Genomic DNA, 21,550 nt, shown 5'->3' on the forward strand with positions numbered 1-21,550 from the left:
GCAGTCAATCATTTATCCGACAGATCGCGCCCGCCGCGGACTGTCGCTGGAGAAGCAGTGGTGAACGATCGCGCCGATTCTTATACGCAAGGCCGCACGCTGGCGGAGGCCCGGCTGAGCGCAGCACCGTCCGACCTGATGGTGAGAATCTTTGAACGGCCCCACCTGGACCGCGAGCTGTTGCAGTTCCACGAATATCTGCAGGTCGACATCGCCCACACCATCATGCTGGCCGAGCAGCACATTCTCGAGCCGCACCAGGCGCGACAGATCCTGGCCACGCTGGCGGAAATCGCCGCAATGGGGCCCGAAGGATTTCCGGTCGACCCGTTGCGGGGCAGCTTTCTGCTTCAGGTCGAGGACTACCTGTTTCAGCAAATCGGTGAAGAAACAGGTGGCAGGATGCATACAGGGCGAAGCCGCCTCGACCAGGGCCCGACGGTACGCCGTCTCTACAAGCGACGCCTGTTGCTGCAAACACTGGACTTGATGACGAGGCTGCAGGCCAGCATCCTGAATCTTGCCGAACGGCAGGCCGGCACCCTCATGCCGGGATATACCTGCATGCAGCACGCTCATCCCACCACGTTCGGCCACTACCTGCTTTCATTCAGCACGAAGATCTCGGACGATTTCGACCGCTTGTGCGGTGCGTACACCCGGCTCAACCTGAACCCTCTGGGTGCGGCCGGCCTGTCTGGGACTTCCTGGCCGATCAACCGCCAGAGGACGACTGAGCTGCTCGCGTTCGACGGGATGGTAGAGAACGCAAAGCTCGCGCGAGAAGCGTATTACGCAGCCGAGATCGCGGCCGCGCTTTCCTTTGTCATGTCGACGTTGAATGATCTGGCGACCGATCTTCACCTGTGGTCAGCGCATGAGTTTTCTTTTGTGGAAACTGCCGATGAGTTTTGCGGCACGAGTTCCATTTTCCCGCAAAAGAAAAATCCCTCGGGCCTGGAAGTGGTGAAGTTCGCGGCCGGCGCAGCCACGACGTGGCTCACCACAGCGTTGGCCACCTTCCGGGCCGAAGGCACCGGGGACGTGGTAATGCGCGAACTGCCGTTGCTGGACAAGGCCTTTGAGGAAACCTGCAACAGTCTTCAGCTCATGGCCGCCATGCTCGACAGTTTGACGGTGCACGAAGAAAACATGGCGCGCGCCGCAGAATCAAATTGGTCCACCGCCACGAACCTGGCCGATCAAATCGTCAGGCACGGCGCGATGTCATTTCGCGAAGCACACAGCCTGGTGGCCCGGCTGGTCCGCTTGTGCGTCGAACAGGGCATTTCGGTACGGGACGTCAATAGCGAATTACTGAGCGGAGCTGCCCAGGCGCTGGGCATTCCTGACCCGGGTCTTGCCACGGAGGCCATACGTGACAGCCTCGATGCGCGCGCCTTTGTCGGTTCGCGTACTTCCCTGGGCGGAACTGCTGCGACGGAAGTCGCGGCACTGCTTGACCGCGCCCGCGCCATCGCTGCCGGACAGAGCAGCTGGCTGGCAGCGCGGCATGCACAGGTCGAGGCCGCTGCCGCGTTGCGACAAGACGCTTCCTCGCCCTGGCTGGGCTGAACTCCGGGAACAGTGGCCAACCGCGGCGCAACGATCCGGTTTCCGGCGTGCGCAGCTGAGACTACCCGCGCTACGCAGAAGCATCGCACTGACACTTCGCAAGCGCTTGACGACCAACCATCTTTCAATTGACCAGAGGGGATCATCTGATGTTCAAGAAAATTGCCGCCATCTGTACGCTGGCCCTTTCATTTACCGCAAGCGCCCAGGATTATCCGAACAGGCCCATTACGCTCGTTGTCCCGTTCGCCCCGGGTGGCACGGTAGACCTCATGGGCCGCATCATTGCGGATCGTCTGTCCGCCCACCTTGGCCAGCCCGTCGTCGTCAATAACCGCCCGGGCGCAGGCGGCATCATAGGAACCGCTTACGTTGCAAAGGCCGCCGCTGACGGATATACCCTGCTGGTCGGCACGCAAGGGCAGGTATTGCAACCGCTGCTCTACAAGAACCTGGACTTCGATAGCAATAAAGACCTGATCACCGCCGCCACCTTCGCATCGGTCCCCAACGTACTGGCCGTATCCCTCAACACGCCGGCCAATACCTTGGGCGAGCTCGTGGAATATGCCAAGGCCAACCCCGGCGCGATCAATATGGGTTCTGCTGGCGTAGGGTCGATCAATCACCTTGTCGGCGAGGTCTTCCAGGACCGCGCCCAAGTGAAGCTGACGCACATCCCCTACAAGGGGGCCGCGCCGGCCACGGCCGACCTGTTGTCCGGTGAAGTCCACACCCTGTTCGTGAACCTGCCCAACGTAATGTCCTACGTATCGGCAGGGAAGATGCGCTTGCTCGGGGTCGCCTCGGAAAAACGCGCCCCATCCATACCGGATGTGCCCACGTTCGCGGAAGGCGGCGTCCAGGATGCCGTGCTTGACTCCTGGTACGGAGTCATGGCGCCGGCGCAGACGCCCGCGCCGGTAGTGCAGAAGATCCAGGACGCGGTACTGGCCATGACGAAAGAGCCCAGCTTCACCGCCCGCATCATTGAAGTCGGCGCCACGCCCTTTCCGAACGATGCCGCGGCATCGGCAAAGATCATGGCCGATGAACTGCAACTCTGGGCGCCCGTCGTGAATAAATTGAATATCCAGATGGACTAGAAACCGGGCGACTGCAGTGGCATGGCGCCAGGCGAACCGGGTGATGCGATAATTCCTCGCTATGGATTTCGCCCTCCGCATCGTCGCCTGGCAGGCCAGCCACGGCCGCCACGGCTTGCCCTGGCAACACACGCAGGACCCCTACCGGATCTGGCTGTCAGAGATCATGCTGCAGCAGACCCAGGTCGCCACCGTCATCCCCTATTACCAGCGCTTCCTGGAACGCTTTCCCGATGTCGCCGCCCTCGCGGCGGCGACCCAGGAAGAGGTCATGCCTTACTGGGCCGGCCTGGGATACTACGCGCGGGCTCGCAATCTCCACCGTTGCGCCCAAGCCATTGTGAACGACTGGGGCGGGCGGTTCCCCCCCTCGGCCGAACAGATTGCCACCCTGCCCGGCATCGGCCGGTCTACGGCAGCCGCCATTGCCGCCTTTGCATATGGCGCGCGCGCCCCCATCCTGGACGGGAACGTCAAGCGCGTATTCACCCGCCATTTCGGCATCGCGGGCGACCCGGCCCGGCGCGAGATCGAACAGCGCCTGTGGGCCCTGGCCGAAGCGCAGGTGGCCGACACCCCCTCGCTGGACATGGCTGCCTATACGCAGGGCCTGATGGACCTCGGGGCCACTCTGTGCACGCGCGGCAAACCGGATTGCGCACGCTGCCCGCTGGCCGCCACCTGCATCGCGCGCCGCGAGGGGCGCCAGGCCGAGCTGCCCACTCCCAGGGTGCGCAAGACCATACCCGAACGCCAGACCGGCATGCTGGTATTGCAACGCGATGGGGCGATCCTGCTGCAGCAGCGCCCCGCCCCCGGTATCTGGGGCGGACTGTGGAGCCTGCCCGAGTTCGAGCCCGGCATGGACCCTGCGCAGGCCTCGCTGCGACTGGGCCTGGAGCCGCTGCAACGTTACGAACTGGCTGCATTCGCGCACACCTTCACGCACTACCGGCTGCACATCAAGCCCTGGTATCTTCCGGTCAAGGCAGCGGCGGGCGTGGCCGAACCCGGATTGCCGCAACGCTGGGCCGGCGCGGCCGAATTACCGGGGCTTGCCTTGCCCGCTCCAGTTCGCAAGCTGCTCGACGGCTTGCTGTCGGCCGGGCTGCCTGACTGAATCCTGCGCGGGCAGGACCGCTGCGCCGCGGGCAGCGCCACTGAGTTACGCGTCTTCCAGCAGCATCACGAGCTTCAGATCAGGATGCGTGGCCAGGCGGAATGTCGTCTGCTGGTAGGCCAGCCGGCCCCTTCGTGGATGCTGGAACTCGCGCAGCCCCCCTTCGCGCTCGACCACCGCGTGGCGCGTCCACCAATGGGCGAACACGTCGCTGTCGCGATTCAACTCCTCGAGCAATGCCAGCACGTCGGGCTCGTCCAGATGGGCGCCAGCGTCGGCCCGAAACTCAGCGACGACCCGACGCGCGCGCTGCTCCCAGTCGACCACCAGTTGCCGCGCAGGCGGCTCCAGGAAGATATATCGCAGCAAGTTGGGCTGCGCATCGCGTACCGGCCAATCGTCGAACAGCTCGCGCATGGGCGCGTTATGCACCAGCACGTTCCAGGCGCGGTCCAGCACGTAGGCGGGCGCGGTGATTGCATCGACGCATTCGCGCAGCAGGCCGGGCGCCTCGATGGTGTCGTCTCGCGGGTGCTGCGGGTCGGCGCATTCGGCGAGCTCGAACAGATACGCTCGCTCGGCGCGGGCCAATTGCAGTACCGCCGCGATGCGCGCCCAAACGGCCGGTGAGACCGAGACCTCGCGGCCCTGCTCGATCCAGGTGTACCAGGTGACACTGATGCCGCACAGCTGGGCCACTTCTTCACGGCGCAAGCCGGGCGTGCGCCGCCTTACGCCTTCCGGCAGGCCCGCCATCTGCGGCGTGATGCGGGCGCGGGCGGCTCGCACGAACTCGCCCAGTGCGTGCCGGCGGCGAGCAGAGCTATCAAGCAAGGCAGATGATGGTGGCATGCAGGCAGGTACGCAGAAACCATGAGGCTAGGAGCAGGGCCTGATCTTACCGGCACCCGGCTGCCCTGCGGAAGCCTGGTGCCGCGCGGGTACGACGGCGGCAGATCGCCGCCGGTACTACCCCAGGTTGCTGGCCAGCGTCCTGCGCACGTCCTCTTCGCTGCGCCCGCTGCGGGCCACGTAGTCGGCGAGCTGGTCGGCGCCTATGGTGCCCACGTTGAAGTATTGCGATTGCGGATGGCTGAAGTAAAAGCCCGACACGCTGGAAGCCGGATGCATCGCGTAGCTGTCGGTCAGTTGCATGCCGATGTCGTCGCCGTTCAGCACCTGGAACAATTCACGCTTGATCACGTGCTCCGGGCAGGCGGGGTACCCCGGCGCCGGGCGGATGCCGGCGTACTTCTCGGCGATCATGTCGTCATTGCTGAGCGATTCATCGGCGGCATATCCCCAGAGGTCCTGGCGCACGCGGGCGTGCAGGCATTCCGCATACGCTTCGGCCAGACGGTCGGCCATGGCCTTGAGCATGATGCTGGAGTAGTCGTCGAGCGCAGCCTGGAACTCGGCCTCTTTTTTCTCGATGCCCAGGCCGGCTGTCACGGCGAACATCCCGATATAGTCGGCCACCCCGCTGGATTTGGGGGCAATGTAGTCGGCCAGGCATTTATTGCTGATGCCCTCGCGCTTGACCCCCTGCTGACGCAGGTTGCGATACGTGAACAGCACCTCGTTGCGCGACTCGTCGGTATAGACCTCGATATCGTCGTCGTTGACCGTATTGGCGGGATAGAACGCCACGGCACCATTCGCGGTCAGCCAGCGGCCATCGATGATGCGCTTGAGCATATCCTGGCCGTCGGCATAGACCTTGCGCGCCTGCTCACCCACCACCTTGTCATCCAGAATGGCGGGGAACTGGCCGAACAGGCTCCAGGTCTGGAAAAACGGGGTCCAGTCCAGGTACTTGGCGATCTCGGCCAGGTCGTAGCTCTTGAATGCGCGCCGGCCGATGAACTTGGGGCGCGGCGGGGTGTAGGATACCCAGTCGATATGCGGTCGCGCGGCGCGCGCCTCGGCCAGCGGGATCAGCGGCGTGGCCTTGCGGTTGGCATGGCGGCGGCGCACGTCTTCGTATTCTTGCGCCACTTCGTCGATATAGGCATGAGCCTGGTCCGACACCAGATTGGCCGCCACGCCCACGGCGCGGCTGGCGTCCGGCGTGTACACCACCGGGCCGTCATAATTCGGCGCAATCTTCACCGCGGTATGCACTCGGCTGGTCGTGGCGCCACCGATCATCAGCGGGATTTTGCGGTCGCGGAAGTACGGGTCGCGCTGCATTTCCGAGGCCACGTAGGCCATTTCTTCGAGGCTGGGCGTGATCAGGCCCGACAGTCCGACGATATCGGCGTTTTCTTCCTTGGCCTTCTCGAGAATCTGCGCGCAGGGCACCATGACGCCCATGTTGACGACCTCGAAGTTGTTGCATTGCAAGACCACCGATACGATGTTCTTGCCGATGTCGTGGACGTCGCCCTTGACCGTTGCGATCACCATCTTGCCCTTGGCGCGGACATCGCCGCCGGCGGCCGCAATCTGGCGTTTTTCCTCTTCGATGAAGGGAATCAGGTGCGCGACGGCCTGCTTCATGACTCTGGCCGATTTCACCACTTGCGGCAGGAACATCTTGCCGGCGCCGAACAGATCGCCCACGACGTTCATGCCGTCCATCAGCGGACCCTCGATCACTTCGATGGGACGGCCCCCGCGTGCCTCGACTTTCTGGCGCACCTCTTCGGTGTCTTCCACGATGAATGTGGTTATGCCGTGCACCAGGGCGTGTGAAAGGCGTTGCTCGACGGGGCCGGCGCGCCACGCCAGGTCTTCTTCTTTCCTGGCGCCCGAGCCCTTGACGCTGTCGGCGAATTGCACAAGGCGCTCGGTCGGTGTGCGGTCGTCGGCGGAATCGGTCTTGCCCACGGGCTCGGGACGATCGAGGATGACGTCTTCGACCAGGTCGCGCAGCCTGGGCTCAAGGTCGGCATACACACCCAGCTGGCCCGCGTTGACGATGCCCATCGTCAGGCCTTCGCGGATGGCGTAATACAGAAACACAGTATGTATGGCTTCGCGCATGGGCTCGTTGCCGCGGAACGAGAAGCTCACGTTCGAAATGCCGCCCGACAGGCGCGCATGCGGCAGGTTCTGCCGCACCCAGCGCACGCTGTCGATGAAGTCCATCGCGTAATGGTTGTGTTCGTCGATGCCCGTGGCCACCGCGAACACGTTGGGGTCGAAAATGATGTCTTCGGGAGGGAACTGCTCTTCCTCTACCAGTATCTTGTAGGCGCGTCCGCAGATTTCCTGGCGCCGCGCCAGGGTGTCGGCCTGGCCGGTTTCGTCGAAGGCCATCACCACCACGGCCGCGCCGTAGCGCCGGCACAGGCGTGCATGGTGCCGGAAGGCCTCGACGCCCTCTTTCATGGAAATCGAGTTCACCACGGGCTTGCCCTGCACGCACTTCAGGCCGGCCTCGATGACCTCCCATTTCGAGCTGTCGATCATGATCGGCACCCGAGCGATGTCGGGTTCGGACGCGATCAGGTTCAGGAATCGGTGCATGCAGGCCACCGAATCCAGCATGGCCTCGTCCATGTTGATGTCGATGATCTGCGCGCCGTTTTCGACTTGCTGGCGTGCCACGGCCAGCGCCTCGTCATATTTTTCTTCGCGGATCAGCCGCGCGAACATCTTGCTGCCGGTCACGTTGGTGCGCTCGCCCACGTTGACGAACAACGAATCTTCATCGATGTTCAGCGGCTCGAGGCCGGAAAGCCGGGTCTTGATGGGGACTTCAGGCACGACACGCGCCGACAAAGTGGCCACTTTGTCGGCGATGGCGCGAATATGGTCGGGCGTGGTGCCGCAGCATCCTCCCGCCATGTTGACGAGGCCCGCGCGCGCGAACTCTTCGAGCAAGGCCGAGGTGTCGGCGGGCGTTTCATCAAAGCCGGTGTCGGCCATGGGGTTGGGCAAGCCCGCGTTGGGATAGACACAGACGTAGGTGTCGCACAACTTCGAGAGCTCTGCCACATAGGGCCGCATCAGCGCCGCCCCCAGCGCGCAGTTGAGCCCGATAGTGATGGGCCTGGCGTGCCGCACCGAATTCCAGAACGCCTCGACCGTCTGCCCGGACAGAATGCGTCCCGAAGCGTCGGTCACCGTGCCCGAGACCATCACGGGCAGCCTCACGCCACGCTGTTCAAACACTGATTCCACGGCAAAGATGGCCGCCTTGGCATTCAGCGTATCGAAAATGGTCTCGATCAGCACGATGTCGATGCCGCCGTCGAGCAGCCCGTTCAGCTGCTCGGTATAGGCATCACGCAGTTCGTCGAAGGTGATGTTGCGCGCGCCCGGGTCATTGACGTCGGGCGATATGGACGCGGTCTTGGGCTGGGGGCCCAGGGCGCCGGCAACGAAGCGCGGCCGCTCCGGCGTGCTGTAGGCGTCGCAGGCGGCGCGCGCCAGCCGGGCCGAGGCCAGGTTCAACTCGTACGCCAGATCGGGCAGGTCGTAGTCGCCCTGGGCCACCGACGTCGCCCCGAAAGTGTTCGTCTCGATGACATCGGCCCCGGCCTCGAGGTACTGCCGGTGGATTTCCTCGATGATGTCGGGCCGTACCAGCGACAGCAATTCGTTGTCGCCCTTCAGATCCTTGCCATGGTCGGCGAAACGCTCGCCGCGGAAATCGGCCTCGCTGAGCTTGTAGCGCTGGATCATGGTGCCCATGGCGCCGTCCAGCACCAGAATGCGCTGCTCGAGCAGGCGGGCAAAGTCGCCGCCCCGCGTATATGACGAGGGCGGATAAGGCAGGCGGGGATACGGCACGGGAACTCTCGGAAATGTGGCGAAAAAGGAAAAAACGCCGGAAAACCTACGCTTGATGGTAACAAAACGGGTCGTGGCCCGCCCACGGGTGATACAGTTCGGGCCGAACTGGTGCTTCGGCGTGCCCGCACGTCGAGCTTAAACGGGAAACAGGAAGGCGCCCCGCGCCCAGCCTGTGCTGCCCCCGCAACGGTCCCCATGCCGCGCCCAGCGCCGCATGGCAGCCCGATACCGGCCGGTTTCGACCCGTAGAGACGCGCTCCGGCGCGGCTCTATCCCGTGAACGACGTGCGGGGTCGCGCGTCCTACCGAGGTTCATCCAATGACATCCCGATTGCTCCGGCGCGCCGCCGGTGTCGTGAGCTGCTCCGTGCCCCTGTGGGCAGGCGCCCAGCAAGCTTCTTCCCCCCCTTCTGCCATTTCGCAACTCGACGCCATTACGGTGACCGGCTCGCGCGTGCCCGTCGACGCGCGCGACCAGCCCGTACAGGTATCGGTGCTGACTGCGCAGCAGATCAGCACCAGCAGCGCCATGACGGTTCAGGACCTGCTGTCTACGCAGGCTGGCATCCATGTACTGAACAGCACCGGCGCCGCCGAGCAGGCCGCGGTCGATATAAGGGGGTTTGGCCTGACCGGGCTGAGCAACACGCTGATCCTGATCGACGGCATCCCGCAGAACAACAACGACCTGTCGGCACCCTCGCTGGGTACCGTACCGCTGCAGCGCATCGAACGCATCGAAATCGTGCGAGGCAGCGGGTCGGTGCAGTATGGCGGCGGCACGACCGGCGGAGTGATCAACATCATCACCAAGCGCGGCAACGCCGACGGGCAGCCCGCCTCGGCAAGCGTCACGGGTACCGTGGGCAGCTACGGCCTGCACCAGCTGGACGCGGCCATCGGCCTGCAGAACGAGCACGTCACCGTCGACGTCTATGGTCAGACGCTGCGCACCGACAACTACCGCGACAACAATCGCGAGAGCCGCGACAGCGGCGGCCTGGCCCTCGGCTTCCGTCACGACGGGGGCCAGGTGCGCCTGTTCGCCCGCACCACGCGCCAGAAGCTGGGCCTGCCCGGCCCGCGTCGGGTCGATCCTGCCACCGGACTGGACGAGTACAAAGACGACCCGCGCGGCACCTCGACGCCCGACGACTACATCGAGACGCAGATCGATGCGTTCGGGGCGCAGTTCGAACAGCGTGCGGGGGCCGGCACCCTGTACGCCGAACTGGGCCAGCGCGACAAATCGCTGAGCGGATTCAGCGGCAGCCCGTTCGGCGACACGACGCGCACACAAGAACTGCACCAGACGACGGGCAGCCTGCGCTACCACTTGCCCGTGGCCGGCCGGCACGCGCTGATCGCAGGCGTCGACATGCTGGACAGCAACCTGGACGCGACCAACTCATACTCGTTTTCGCCTGTGGCCGATCGATGGCGCGCCGAGCAGCGCCAACATGGGCTCTTCGGCGAAGCGCAGTTCCAGGCCACCGACACGACACGCATCACGCTCGGCGGCCGCCGCCAATACGCCCGCGACCGCCTGGAAACGTTGTCCGGCTTCAGCGGAAACTCGGACCAGACCCGACACCTGGGCGCCTGGCAATTGGCCGTGCGCCAGGAGTTGCGCAACGGTTTCAGCGCTTATGGCAAGCTGGGGCGCAGCTTCCGCCTGGCCAATTCCGACGAGGTGCTGTACGTGGCCACTCCCCTGAAGCCGCAGACGTCCCTCGACAGGGAGCTGGGCGTCCTGTGGCAGGGCGACGCGTCTGCGGCCCGCCTGACCTGGTTCCGCTACGACCTGACCAACGAGATCCAGTACAACCCGGTGACGTTCACAAACGTCAATCTGGACCCCACCCGGCGCCAGGGTCTCGAGCTGGAAGGCCACCACGCACTGACGTCTGGCATCTCACTGGACGCCAACGTGACCTGGTTGCAGGCCAAGTTCCGGTCCGGCACCTATGGTGGCGTGGATCTGGCGGGCAACACCGTGCCGCTGGTGCCCAAGTGGCTGGCCAACCTCGGCGCCACATGGCGGCCGGACGACCGGATGTTCGTCAGCGTGTCGGCTCAGTATGTGGGCAAGGCGCGCATGGACAACGACCAGGCCAATCAGTTTGACCGGCAGCTGGATGACTATGTGCTGGTGAACGGCAAGATCGGCTATGCATTCACCCGGCACCTGTCCGGCAGCCTTGCCGTGAACAATCTGTTCGATCGCGAGTACGCCACCTACGGCATACGCGCGGGCAGCACGGGCGGCAGCGGCCCCTACAATCTGTACCCGGCCGCCGGCCGCAACGTACAGGCCGCCCTGACACTGCGTTACTGACGTGCCCGCACCGACTTTGCGGCGCTGTCCGCCAGATCGTCCGCCGGCGCGCCGGATGCGCCCCGCGCAAGCGCCGGCCTGCCGAGGCCTGGTTTCGCGGCTTATGCACGGTTCGCATGCTCAAAGCAGGCCGGCCGCCGACATGTCCGCGGCCGCCCGGTCGTCCGCCTTCGCCCTGGCGGCTTTCGGGCTCGCGGGCGCGGCCATGGCGGCCAGCGCAATGGCGCCCGCCTCCGCGCCGCGGGATGCCTCGCACACGGCAGGCGCCGGGGTCATTCTGCGCGATGACCAGGGGCGCACCATTTCGCTGGACGCGCCGGCGCGCCGCGCCATCACGATCACGCCGCACGCAACCGAACTGGTGTATGCGGCGGGCGCCGGTGACTATCTTGCAGGAACAGCAAAGGGCAGCGACTACCCCCCGAATGCACGCGCCCTGCCCTCGATCGGGGATGCGCTCCGGCCCAACCTGGAAAGCGCCGCCGCGCTGCGCCCGGACCTGCTCATCGCCTGGCAGCCCGCCACGCCGGACCCGCTGGGCGACCTGATGCGGCGCATGGGCGTTCCGGTCTACTACAGCGATCCACGCACATTGGGCGACATTGCAGATGCGGTGGAAACCGTGGGCCGCCTGTTCGGCACCGAAGACCGGGCCGGGCCGGCCGCCGCCGCGTTGCGCGACCGGCTGGCGGCGCTGTCTGCCCGCTACTCTGGGCGTGCACCCGTGAGGGTGTTCATCGAGGCAGGACTGCAGCCCATTTACACGCTGAACGGCGCCAGCATCGTCAGCGACGCCGTGCGGCTGTGCGGCGGGGTGAACGTTTTCGAGAAGGCGCCCGTGCTTGCGCCCCAAGTGTCACTGGAAAGCGTGCTGGCCGCGCGGCCCGACGCCGTGCTGGTAGGCACCATTACGCCCGATGACACCCGGGCCAGCCGCCAGGCCTGGCTGCAGAGAGGCTTGCCGGCCGCCGAGCGCGGCCATGTGGTGGGGGTGGATGCGGACGCGCTGTATCGGCCCGGGCCTCGCCTGATCGACGCGGCAGAACAGCTGTGCGAGGCGTTGGACAGCGCGCGCGGCTGATCGCCGCTGCCGGTGCGCCACTTCAACGGGCCGTTACCGGCCAGGGTCACAAGCTCGTGCCGCTACTCGGCAGCGGGCCGATCAACGCATCCGCGCCCGTCTCCCCGCCGGACACCTGACTTCCGATCCATTCGCAGAATGCCTGGACGATCGGATCGTCGGCCTTGTCTTCAGGCACGACCAGGAAGTAAGCCTTGTCGGTAGACAGCGGCTCGTCCAGCATGACTTGCAGCGTGCCATCGCGCAACTCGCTTTCTATGAGGTACGTCGGCAGCAGCGCCGCGCCCATGCCACTTGCGGCGGCGGCGATCAACATCGAGAACTGGTCGAAATGATGGCCCCGGTAGGCTGTGCCGGTATCCAGGCCCAGGCCGTCGAACCAGGCCTCCCAGGCCGTGGACCGCGCGTTCACGTGCAGCAGTGGAACGTCGGCCAGGTCGCGCGCGGTATTTACGGGATGCGTTCGCAGCAACGCCGGGCTGGCCACGGGAAGCACGATTTCTCGACAGAGATAAGTGCAGGACGCATGCGCCCATACCGGCCGGCCGAAATGCACTGCGACGTCGAACGGGGCGAATTCGCCTGAAAAAGAGGGCACGCTGCCCTGGAAGCTGACCACCGTATCGGGATGCCGCGCCAGGAAACCCGGCAGCCGCGGAATCAGCCAGCGGCTGCTGAACGTGCCCGGGGCGGCGATGGCGAGATGGTTGCTGGCCTGGGCGCCCGCCATGAAATGCAACATCGTGCCTTCGACACTATCGAGCAGGCGGCGCGCTTCGGGCAGAAGCCGCGCGCCGGCTGCAGACAGGCTGACGCGTTGCCTTACGCGGTCGAACAGCTGAAGGTCCAGACGCGACTCCAGCTCTTTGATATGTCGGCTGACTCCGCTCTGGGTCAGGTTCAACTCTTTGCCCGCCTGGGTGAAGCTGCCATGACGCGCCGCGCATTCGAACGTTTGCAGAATGAGCAGATTCGGGACTAGGCGTCGGTTCAGTTTCATCGTGTGTGGGGTCGGGGGGAAGGTGATGAAAAATTCAGATGATCCGATGTCAATTCATCGCTTTCACCCCCCGGGTCAGCTTGATAGGATGGCCTCGGATGCAGGTCGAGGCATACAGGCAATCGCGGACCGGCATCAATGTTCGAAACTGAGCGCCTGCCCGGTGCATCAGCATACTGGACGCGTGGATATTACGAACCGAAGCAGCCCTTGTCCAGCCACGACGATTGGAACTCCATACCGAGCGCCCAGGCGCATCCATACGAAGAGCCATGGAATATCTGGAAAGCAATCCCCGCTACAGCAAGGCCGTGATTCACGGCGACACGGTGTATCTCGCCGGACAGGTAGCGTCGGACGCGAGTGCCGATCTCAAGGGCCAGGCGCAACAAGTGCTCGATCAGATCGACAGCCTCCTGGCTCGCAGCGGAACCGACCGGACCCGCGTCATCTCGGCCCTGGTGATGTTGAAAGACATGCGTGACCTGGAGGCATTCAACGAAGTCTGGGACGCCTGGGCAGTGCCGGGGCGCACGCCTGCGCGCACGCCCATGGAAGCGCGTCTTGCAGACCCGCGATTCCTTGTCGAGGTCCAGGTGGTGGCCGCACGCTAGCCGCCGCGCATACCGCCCCGTATAGCGAAATCATCCGATTCACGAAGTCGAAGACGCCGCCATGCCGGCAGGCGTCTCATTCAAGGGGAAATGCAATGAGAAGAGCGATAGCTGCACTGGTGCTTGCCGCCGTGTCAGGAACCGCACTGGCGCAAGCGCCCGCGGGCCCGGTCACCATGATCAACCCCTTCACTGTGAGCGGACTGACCGACCTGGTTGCCCGCATGGCGGTAGAGAAAGCGCGCCATCGCTTCCCGCATGGCGTCATTGCCGTCAATCGGACGGGCGCCGGGGGCTCGATCGGCATCACGGCGGTCGTGAATTCCAAGCCGGAGGATCTCACCATCGGCTTCTCGCCCACCGGCGCCATTGTCGATGTGCCGCAGATCAACGCCGTCGCCTACAAGAACCCCGATGACATCGAGCCGATCATCAATATCGTCTCGTCGTACCAACTGTTGGCCGTGCGCGCGGACGCACCATGGAAGACGGCGCAGGAGTTCATTGCGGCAGCCAAGGCCGCGCCCAACAAGTTCAGCCTCGGGTACACCGGCGTGGGCACAGCCGCGCATCTGAACATGGCGCAGCTGATACAGGCGGCCGACATCGACGTCGTCGAAGTGCCTTATGCGGGCTGGTCGCAAAGCAGCGTAGCCCTGGTGGGTGGCCACGTCGACGCGCTGGTGATCAATGCGGGCGAAGGCAGGCCCATGCTGAACGAAGGGCGCCTGCGCATACTCGGCGTATTCGAAGCTGAACGCGTCGAATACTACCCCGACGTCCCTACATTCAAAGAAATGGGATACGACATCGGCGTGCAGCTGCAGTTCTTCTTCTTTGCCCCCAAGAACATGGACGCAGGGCTGCGCCAGTACATGCATGACGCCTTCAAAGAAGCGCTGGACGACCCCGAGTTCAAGAAATTCGTGGTCTCGCGGGAAGTTCGCATCAATTACATGAATGGCGCGGACACGAAGGCCATGCTCTGGTCCGAGTTCAGGAAACACACAGAACTGCTCAAGTCGCTCGGCTTGATCAAGCAATAACCCCTAAGTCGAATCACCAGGAGAGGCATCACGCCATGGCGGATATAAAAGGTCTGAAGTGCATCGGGCAATTCGATTGCCCGGGTGGTGGGCAAGTGTATGTGCAGGGCAACTACGCCTACATCGCGCACATGGAGGCCCCGGCGGGCACGACCATCCTGGACATCAGCGATCCCGCGCATCCCCGGCAGGTGGCCCATATTGCCATCCCCGAAGGGGTGCACAGCCATAAAGTCCGGGTCGAGAACGACCTGATGCTGGTCAACTGGGAATGCCCTCCCCCCTACATACTCGGCGAAAACTTCCAGGGCGGCCTTGCCATTTACGACGTTTCGGATCCGACACGGCCCAGGCAGATCAGTTTCTGGAAAACCGCCGGCACCGGCGTGCACCGCTTCGACTTCGACGGCCGCTATGCATACATCACGCCCGAGGTCGAGGGATACCACCTGAACATCGCGATGATTCTCGATCTGAAGGACCCCGCCCGACCGCAAGAGGTAGGCCGCTGGTGGATGCCCGGCCAATGGGTGGCGGGCGGCGAGACCCCGGATGAAGGCTATCGGATGACGTGGTGCCACCAGGTGCTTCGCCGCGGAAACCGGCTGTACGTCGCCTACTGGCACGGCGGCATGGTAATACTCGACATCGAAGACATGAGCAAGCCCAAGCTGGTGTCGCATCTGTCGTACAGCCCGAGTTTTCCGCACCCCACGCACACTGTCCTGCCCATGCCGTTCGATCTGGCCGGACGCAAGATCGCGGTCGTGGCAGACGAAGACGTACGCAAGCTACGCCCGTCGCCGCCCCCGTTCATGTGGCTCGTGGACATCACGGACGAGACTCAGCCTGTTCCGATATCCACCTACCAGATCGAAGGGCTGCAAGACAAGAACATGCCGGAATACACCGGCTGCCATCAGCCCGCCGAACAGGTCTATGGCACCGAGATCCCGGTCGCCTGGTTCGCCAACGGGCTGCGCGTGGTCGACATCAAGAACCCCCACGCTCCGCGGGAAGTCGCGCACTTCGTCCCGGACATACCGGGGTTCGACCGGGCCTCGACCAATGATGTATTCCTGACCAAGGAAGGGCTCATCTACATCATCGATCGCAACCGCGGAATGCACATACTGGAACGCACCTGACTTTCATGAGCACCTCTGTGGAAAAGATACCCGTCACCGTCCTGACCGGCTATCTGGGCGCGGGCAAGACCACCCTGCTCAATCGCATCCTCACGCAGCAGCAGGGCAAGCGCTATGCGGTCATCGTCAACGAGTTCGGCGAAATCGGGATCGACAACGACCTGATCGTAGAGTCTGAAGAAGAAATCTACGAAATGAACAACGGCTGCGTATGCTGCACGGTACGGGGCGACCTGATAGGCGTTCTGAAGAAGCTGCTGCGGCGGCCGGGACGATTCGATGCCATCGTGCTGGAAACGACCGGCCTTGCCGATCCCGCGCCGGTCGTGCAGACCTTTTTCATGGACGAAGAAGTGCAAAGCAGAACGGCGTTGGACAGCGTCGTGGCGCTCGTGGACGCGCTGCACCTTCCGCTGCGGCTGCACGACAGCGCCGAGGCGTCCCATCAGCTGGCCTACGCGGATGTGGTCCTGATCAACAAGACCGACCTCGTGTCGGCCGATAGCGCAGATGAACTCGAGCGCCGCATCGCCGGGATCAACCCGCACGCCGCACGCTATCGCACCCGGCACGCCGACATCGATCTGTCGCGCATCCTGGCCATAGGCGCATTCGACCTGAACCGTCTCGACGAGGCCGATGGGTTCTTTTCGATGGCGCCGCACTGCCATGACGGGCCCGATCACGTGCATGACGAACACTGCAGCCACCATGCTGAATCACATGCGGGACACTTGCATGGCATCCAGTCGGTGTCGCTGCGCGCGGGCGAGCTCGACGGCAACCGGTTCTTCCCCTGGATCCACCGACTGGTTGAAGAGCAAGGCCCGGACATTCTGCGCCTGAAGGGCATACTGGCCTTCGCCGGCGAGGAAAACAAATACGTCATCCAAGGTGTACACATGATTGTCGAAGGCGAACACCAACGGGCGTGGGGTCCGGGGCAGACACGCGACAGCCGGCTGGTGTTCATCGGGCGTCAGCTGGACGTGGCCGGTCTGCGGGAAGCCTTCAAGCGCTGCCAGGCCTGAATGCGGACGCTCTCTCGTCTCGATATCGGCAGCCCCTGCCTGCTGGCGGCCTTCCACGGAGAAGACGCCTGCTTCCTGGCCGAGCGCGGCGATCTGCACGTCACGGCCCTCCAGGGCCGCAGCACGACGCGGATGCACGACGGCGATGTCCTGCTGGTTCACCCCCTGCCGGATGGCGGCCTGGTGACGGCCGGCGACGACGGATGCTTGCAGGCCTATTGCGAACGGCAGCTGGCCCGCGTCGCCAGCACGGGGAAAAAGTGGGCGTCGGCGCTCGCCGTCGCCGCCGACGGCCGGATCGCATACGCGTCTGGACGGACGGTCTGGCTGAAGGATGCGGACGGCGGCTGGGCCGAGCTCGCCCAGCCCCGCTCTGTAGAGTCGTTGGCCTTCGACCCCTCCGGGCAACTGCTGGCTATCGGCCTGTACGACGGAGTGATGCTGCACGAATGCGGCCGGGCGGGGCCGCCACGTTATTTGCCGTGGAAGGGCGTACCCACGCGCATGACCTTTTCGCCGGATGGCAGGTTCCTGCTCATGGCCATGCGCGACGGCGGGCTGCACGGCTGGTGCCTGACCACGCCCAGGCATTTCCGCATGCTGGGCTATGAACGCCCCGTCACGGATTGGTCCTGGTCGCCCGACGGCAACTGGCTGGCCACCAACGGCAGCCGGGGCGCGGTGCTGTGGCCGTTCACCAGTCCCCAGGGGCCTGTCGGCGCCCCACCCCTGGTACTCGGCGATCGGCCGCAGCATTGCGTCACCGCCGTCGCGTGCCATCCCGCCAACGCGTGGGTCGCGGTCGGCTATTCAGACGGCGCCATCGTGCTTGAAAGCATCGAGGGAGACCACCGCAAGATCGTCGGCCAGGCCGGCCGCGACAGTCTCACCGCGCTGGCCTGGCATCCCGATGGCGTTCGGCTCGCCTACGGATCCCAATCGGGCGATTGCGGCTCCGTCCTGACCCACTGAACGCGTCCATCACTGATTCTCGCGAGCTGACCATGTGCGCAGATTTTGATTATGAAGACCGCGGCTATTACCGCGAGGTCCAGCCGGCGTCAGAAGCCTTGATACGCCAGACGCGCAAGGTCGAGGCCTCGATGAAGGGCAGCCGTGTGTCGGCCCGGGATTGGGACGCTTTTTTCAACCCGAAGTGCGGTGCGATCGACATGCGGGCGTTCGAACGCATGTTTGCCGCCCGCAAGATCGCTGTGTCCTACCTGGCGCTGCTGCAGGCGCGACAGCCGCGCCCGCGCCCTTCGGGCACCGGATTGCGCTGCGTGGGCGACTGACCCGCCATCCGCCTGGCGCCCCGGCGACGCCGGCGGATGGCCGGGGCGGCTAGCCGAAGCTGATGCCCTGTGCCAGCGGCAACTCGCGCGTATAGTTCACGGTATTGGTCTGCCGGCGCATATACGCCTTCCAGGCATCGCTGCCGGACTCCCTGCCCCCGCCGGTTTCTTTTTCACCGCCAAACGCTCCGCCGATCTCGGCGCCGCTGGTGCCGATATTGACATTGGCAATGCCGCAGTCGCTTCCCCGCGCGCTCTGGAACAGTTCGGCCTCGCGAAGGTCCGTAGTGAATATGCAAGACGACAGACCCTGCGGCACGTCGTTGTTCATCCGTATCGCAGTATTGATGTCGGTATAGCTCATCACATAAAGAATCGGCGCGAAGGTTTCGCGGCGCACCACATCCGTCTGTGCCGGCATCTCGACGATGGCTGGCGACACATAATAGGCATCGGGGTATTCGGCCTGAAGCAGGCGTTCTCCGCCATAGACGGTGCCGCCGCCGTCCTTCGCGCGCGCCAGGGCGTCCTGCATCGCCGCGAAGCTGGCCTTGTCTATCAGGGGACCGACCAGGCTGTCCTGCAAGGGATGCCCGACACGAACCATCGAGTAGGCGGTCTTCAGCCGGCTCAGAATCTCGGCTTTGACGGATTCGTGGACGATCAGGCGGCGCAACGATGTGCAGCGCTGCCCCGCAGTGCCTACAGCCGCGAACAGGATCGCCCGGACCGCGAGGTCCAGGTCGGCGCTGGGAGCCAGAATCATGGCGTTGTTGCCGCCCAGCTCGAGAATGCCACGTCCGAAACGGGCGGCCAGACGCTGGCCCACCGCACGGCCCATCTGCGTGCTGCCCGTCGCGCTGACCAATGCGACCCGCGGATCATCCACCAGTGCCTGGCCGGCGGCCCGATCACCCAGGCACACTTGGCTCAACCCCGGGGGCGCCTCGCCGAACTCCTGTATCGCCTGCTCCAGCAGGGCCTGGCTTGCAAGGGCGGTCAGGGGGGTCTTCTCGGAAGGCTTCCATATTACGGAATTGCCCGCGACGAGCGCCAACGCCGTATTCCATGCCCACACCGCAACAGGAAAATTGAACGCGCTGATGACGCCGACCACACCCAGTGGATGCCAGGTTTCGCGCATATGGTGGCCCGGCCGCTCGGAGGCGATGGTCAGGCCGTAAAGCTGCCGGGACAATCCCACCGCGAAATCGCAGATGTCTATCATTTCCTGGACTTCCCCCAGGCCTTCCTGGGCAATCTTGCCCGTTTCCCAGGAAACCAGTTCGCCCAACGCCTGCTTATGACGGCGCAACCTGTCGCCGAACAGGCGAACAAGCTCGCCGCGCCTGGGCGCGGGCACGGCCCGCCACACATCGAAAGCCCGGGCGGCGATTTCGATCCTGGCGGCAACGGCGTCTGCGTCGTCGAGCCGAACCGAACCGATACGGCTGCCGTCGATGGGCGTATGGACGGCATGCTCGCCGCCGGTATAGGTCGATGCGCTCACGCCGAGACTATCCAGCAGATGGTCAACCATGGGGGCTCCTTGGAAACAACGGAAAAACAATGGAATGCGGCAAGTATGCAGACGGGCCGGCGGCCCGCCAAACGACAAAAACCGCTCGGTTCATTCCGTTTATTCATGATCCGCCGGCGTCAGCCCCGCGGGTGCTTTATCATGGACACATATCCTGGCCGCTGCCTCGTGCGGGCACGCCGTTTTTTTCCTTTTCGCTTCACCATGAACACTCCTGACACCCTGACCATCGCCGGACGCGAATACCAGTCGCGCCTGCTGGTGGGCACCGGCAAGTACAAAGATTTCGCCCAGACCCGTGCCGCCCTGGACGCCAGCGGCGCCGAAATCGTCACGGTGGCCATCCGCCGTACCAATATCGGGCAGAACCCCGGCGAGCCCAGCCTGCTCGATCACGTGCCGCCCTCGCAGTTCACCCTGCTGCCCAATACTGCCGGCTGCTACAGCGCCGACGACGCCGTGCGCACGTTGCGGCTGGCGCGCGAACTGCTCGACGGCCACGACCTGGTCAAGCTGGAAGTGCTGGGCGACTCGCACACGCTGTTCCCCAACATGCCGGAAACCCTGCAGGCGGCCAAGACCCTGGTGGCCGATGGCTTCAAGGTCATGGTGTATTGCACCGACGATCCCATCCAGTGCCGCATGCTCGAAGACCTCGGGGTGGTGGCCGTGATGCCGCTGGCTTCGCTCATCGGCTCCGGAATGGGCATTCTCAACCCGTGGAACCTGCGCCTGATCATCGACCAGGCGCGCGTACCGGTGCTGGTGGACGCTGGCGTAGGCACGGCATCGGATGCCGCGATCGCCATGGAACTGGGTTGCGACGGCGTGCTGATGAATTCCGCCATTGCCGCGGCCCAGGACCCCATCCTGATGGCACGCGCCATGAAAAATGCCGTGGCGGCAGGACGCGACGCGTTCCGCGCGGGACGTATGCCGCGCAAGCTGTACAGCGGCGCGCCCAGCTCGCCGACCGAAGGCCTGATCACCGGCGCGCCGGCCGCCACCAAATGAGCGCCCCGCGCCCGCACTCCTCCACTGGGGCACGGCCCATCCCCAACGTCCTCAGTATCGCCGGCGTCGATCCCTCGGGCGGCGCGGGGGTGCTGGCCGACGTCAAGGCCATGAGCGCCCTGGGCGCGTATGGCTGCGCGGTGGTTGCTGCGCTCACGGCGCAGAACACCCAGGGTGTCACGGGCATCGCGCCGGTGGCGCCGGCCTTCGTCGGCCTGCAGATCGACACCGTGTTCACCGATGTGCGCATCGACGCCGTCAAAATCGGCATGCTGGGCCAACAGCCCGTAACCGAAGTGGTGGCCGAAAAGCTGGCCAGGTGGACGCCGCCCCACGTCGTGCTCGACCCCGTCATGGTGGCCAAGAGCGGCGATCTGCTGCTCGAACGCGAAGCTGTCGGGGCGCTGCGCGAAGCGCTGCTGCCGCAAGCCACGCTGCTTACCCCCAACCTGCCGGAAGCCGGCGTGCTGCTCGACGAGCGCCCGGTGGAAACCGTCAAAGAGATGCGCCGCGTGGCCGAGCGCCTGCGCAACATCATGGCGTACTCCGGCCAGCGCTGGGTCATGCTCAAGGGCGGCCATTTGCCCGGCAATGACACCGTCGACCTGCTGCACGACGGCGACCGCATGATCGAACTGCCCGGCCACCGCATCGAAACACGCAATACCCATGGCACCGGCTGCACCCTGTCGGCGGCCCTGGCGGCACTGCTGCCGCAGGTCGACGACGTGCCCGAAGCAGCCCGGCGCGCCAAGGCTTACCTGGCCGAAGCGCTGCGGCATGCCGACCGCCTGCAAGTAGGTTCGGGGCACGGGCCCACGCACCATTTTCACGCCTGGTGGTAAGACACGTCCGGCCCTTCCGGGGCCGGACTCCCAGAAATGCAACGAATCAGT

Annotated in this window: 17 protein-coding genes and 1 riboswitch; of the genes, 13 read left to right on the forward strand and 4 right to left on the reverse strand. The window is 64.7% G+C overall.

Translation table 11 applies throughout. From position 1 onward, the window contains the following. Nucleotides 1–60 precede the first annotated feature (60 nt). From argH to mutY, 3 genes are all read left to right on the forward strand, one after another. Nucleotides 61–1,575 (forward strand): argininosuccinate lyase, encoded by a 1,515-nt coding sequence (gene argH, locus ACV17W_RS10810; protein WP_462592339.1) that lies wholly within the window; start codon nt 61–63, stop codon nt 1,573–1,575. Between the two features lie 149 nt (nt 1,576–1,724). Next, on the forward strand, nt 1,725–2,681 hold the full coding sequence (locus ACV17W_RS10815) for a Bug family tripartite tricarboxylate transporter substrate binding protein (RefSeq protein WP_462592340.1): 957 nt from the start codon (nt 1,725–1,727) through the stop codon (nt 2,679–2,681). A 61-nt stretch (nt 2,682–2,742) separates the two neighbouring features. Next, on the forward strand, nt 2,743–3,801 hold the full coding sequence (mutY, locus tag ACV17W_RS10820) for an A/G-specific adenine glycosylase (RefSeq protein ID WP_462592341.1): 1,059 nt from the start codon (nt 2,743–2,745) through the stop codon (nt 3,799–3,801). Between the two features lie 45 nt (nt 3,802–3,846). On the opposite strand, the gene ACV17W_RS10825 is transcribed toward mutY, so the two are convergent. Both ACV17W_RS10825 and metH read right to left on the reverse strand, forming a co-directional pair. Next, nucleotides 3,847–4,635, reverse strand: coding sequence for a helix-turn-helix transcriptional regulator (locus tag ACV17W_RS10825; RefSeq protein ID WP_462592342.1), 789 nt, complete (start codon nt 4,633–4,635; stop codon nt 3,847–3,849). Nucleotides 4,636–4,770: 135 nt separating this feature from the next. After that, complete coding sequence (gene metH, locus ACV17W_RS10830) at nt 4,771–8,544, reverse strand: methionine synthase (RefSeq protein ID WP_462592343.1); 3,774 nt, start codon at nt 8,542–8,544, stop codon at nt 4,771–4,773. Between the two features lie 92 nt (nt 8,545–8,636). Next, a riboswitch (cobalamin riboswitch) is annotated at nt 8,637–8,798 on the forward strand. A 68-nt stretch (nt 8,799–8,866) separates the two neighbouring features. On the opposite strand from metH, the gene ACV17W_RS10835 reads away from it, so the two are divergent. Together ACV17W_RS10835 and ACV17W_RS10840 are read left to right on the forward strand one after the other, a co-directional pair. Next, the gene (locus ACV17W_RS10835) at nt 8,867–10,885 is read left to right on the forward strand and encodes a TonB-dependent receptor (RefSeq protein ID WP_462592344.1); all 2,019 of its coding nucleotides are present in this window, start codon (nt 8,867–8,869) and stop codon (nt 10,883–10,885) included. A gap of 142 nt (nt 10,886–11,027) precedes the next feature. After that, nucleotides 11,028–11,966 (forward strand): cobalamin-binding protein, encoded by a 939-nt coding sequence (locus ACV17W_RS10840; protein WP_462592345.1) that lies wholly within the window; start codon nt 11,028–11,030, stop codon nt 11,964–11,966. A 46-nt stretch (nt 11,967–12,012) separates the two neighbouring features. Here ACV17W_RS10840 and ACV17W_RS10845 read toward each other — a convergent pair whose 3' ends face one another. After that, complete coding sequence (locus ACV17W_RS10845; RefSeq protein ID WP_462592346.1) at nt 12,013–12,966, reverse strand: LysR substrate-binding domain-containing protein; 954 nt, start codon at nt 12,964–12,966, stop codon at nt 12,013–12,015. A 272-nt stretch (nt 12,967–13,238) separates the two neighbouring features. Here ACV17W_RS10845 and ACV17W_RS10850 point away from each other — a divergent pair, with 272 nt between their 5' ends. The 6 genes from ACV17W_RS10850 (at nt 13,239) to ACV17W_RS10875 (ending at nt 18,100) form a co-directional block, all read left to right on the forward strand. Next, the gene (locus tag ACV17W_RS10850) at nt 13,239–13,580 is read left to right on the forward strand and encodes a RidA family protein (protein WP_462592347.1); all 342 of its coding nucleotides are present in this window, start codon (nt 13,239–13,241) and stop codon (nt 13,578–13,580) included. 95 nt (nt 13,581–13,675) lie between these two features. Next, entirely contained in the window at nt 13,676–14,626 is a 951-nt protein-coding gene (locus ACV17W_RS10855; RefSeq protein ID WP_462592348.1) for a tripartite tricarboxylate transporter substrate binding protein, read from the forward strand. Between the two features lie 35 nt (nt 14,627–14,661). Further along, a complete protein-coding gene (locus tag ACV17W_RS10860; protein ID WP_462592349.1) occupies nt 14,662–15,774 on the forward strand; it encodes an LVIVD repeat-containing protein in 1,113 nt (370 codons plus the stop codon). 5 nt (nt 15,775–15,779) lie between these two features. After that, entirely contained in the window at nt 15,780–16,805 is a 1,026-nt protein-coding gene (locus tag ACV17W_RS10865) for a CobW family GTP-binding protein (protein WP_462592350.1), read from the forward strand. Then, nucleotides 16,806–17,777 (forward strand): WD40 repeat domain-containing protein, encoded by a 972-nt coding sequence (locus tag ACV17W_RS10870; RefSeq protein WP_462592351.1) that lies wholly within the window; start codon nt 16,806–16,808, stop codon nt 17,775–17,777. Between the two features lie 32 nt (nt 17,778–17,809). After that, nucleotides 17,810–18,100, forward strand: a complete 291-nt coding sequence (locus ACV17W_RS10875; protein WP_462592352.1) for a hypothetical protein — start codon at nt 17,810–17,812, stop codon at nt 18,098–18,100. 49 nt (nt 18,101–18,149) lie between these two features. On the opposite strand, the gene amaB is transcribed toward ACV17W_RS10875, so the two are convergent. After that, complete coding sequence (amaB, locus tag ACV17W_RS10880) at nt 18,150–19,640, reverse strand: L-piperidine-6-carboxylate dehydrogenase (RefSeq protein WP_462592353.1); 1,491 nt, start codon at nt 19,638–19,640, stop codon at nt 18,150–18,152. Nucleotides 19,641–19,844: 204 nt separating this feature from the next. On the opposite strand from amaB, the gene ACV17W_RS10885 reads away from it, so the two are divergent. Next, nucleotides 19,845–20,654: a thiazole synthase gene (locus ACV17W_RS10885; protein ID WP_462592354.1), complete on the forward strand. Its 810-nt coding sequence runs from the start codon at nt 19,845–19,847 to the stop codon at nt 20,652–20,654. Continuing rightward, nucleotides 20,651–21,499, forward strand: a complete 849-nt coding sequence (thiD, locus tag ACV17W_RS10890) for a bifunctional hydroxymethylpyrimidine kinase/phosphomethylpyrimidine kinase (protein ID WP_462592355.1) — start codon at nt 20,651–20,653, stop codon at nt 21,497–21,499. The genes ACV17W_RS10885 and thiD overlap by 4 nt, the downstream gene beginning before the upstream one ends. The last annotated feature ends 51 nt before the right edge of the window (nt 21,500–21,550 follow it).

The organism is Bordetella sp. MIP270_01_BMS, from assembly GCF_054958705.1.

Excerpts from the sequence above, each read along its gene's own strand:
- ACV17W_RS10865 (WP_462592350.1), top strand. The coding sequence starts at position 15,780 with ATGAGCACCTCTGTGGAAAAGATACCCGTCACCGTCCTGACCGGCTAT.
- ACV17W_RS10885 (WP_462592354.1), top strand. The coding sequence starts at position 19,845 with ATGAACACTCCTGACACCCTGACCATCGCCGGACGCGAATACCAGTCG.
- ACV17W_RS10855 (WP_462592348.1), top strand. The coding sequence starts at position 13,676 with ATGAGAAGAGCGATAGCTGCACTGGTGCTTGCCGCCGTGTCAGGAACC.
- mutY (WP_462592341.1), top strand. The coding sequence starts at position 2,743 with ATGGATTTCGCCCTCCGCATCGTCGCCTGGCAGGCCAGCCACGGCCGC.
- ACV17W_RS10845 (WP_462592346.1), bottom strand. The coding sequence starts at position 12,966 with ATGAAACTGAACCGACGCCTAGTCCCGAATCTGCTCATTCTGCAAACG.
- ACV17W_RS10870 (WP_462592351.1), top strand. The coding sequence starts at position 16,806 with ATGCGGACGCTCTCTCGTCTCGATATCGGCAGCCCCTGCCTGCTGGCG.
- amaB (WP_462592353.1), bottom strand. The coding sequence starts at position 19,640 with ATGGTTGACCATCTGCTGGATAGTCTCGGCGTGAGCGCATCGACCTAT.
- ACV17W_RS10850 (WP_462592347.1), top strand. The coding sequence starts at position 13,239 with ATGGAATATCTGGAAAGCAATCCCCGCTACAGCAAGGCCGTGATTCAC.
- ACV17W_RS10840 (WP_462592345.1), top strand. The coding sequence starts at position 11,028 with ATGTCCGCGGCCGCCCGGTCGTCCGCCTTCGCCCTGGCGGCTTTCGGG.
- ACV17W_RS10875 (WP_462592352.1), top strand. The coding sequence starts at position 17,810 with ATGTGCGCAGATTTTGATTATGAAGACCGCGGCTATTACCGCGAGGTC.
- ACV17W_RS10860 (WP_462592349.1), top strand. The coding sequence starts at position 14,662 with ATGGCGGATATAAAAGGTCTGAAGTGCATCGGGCAATTCGATTGCCCG.
- thiD (WP_462592355.1), top strand. The coding sequence starts at position 20,651 with ATGAGCGCCCCGCGCCCGCACTCCTCCACTGGGGCACGGCCCATCCCC.
- ACV17W_RS10815 (WP_462592340.1), top strand. The coding sequence starts at position 1,725 with ATGTTCAAGAAAATTGCCGCCATCTGTACGCTGGCCCTTTCATTTACC.
- ACV17W_RS10835 (WP_462592344.1), top strand. The coding sequence starts at position 8,867 with ATGACATCCCGATTGCTCCGGCGCGCCGCCGGTGTCGTGAGCTGCTCC.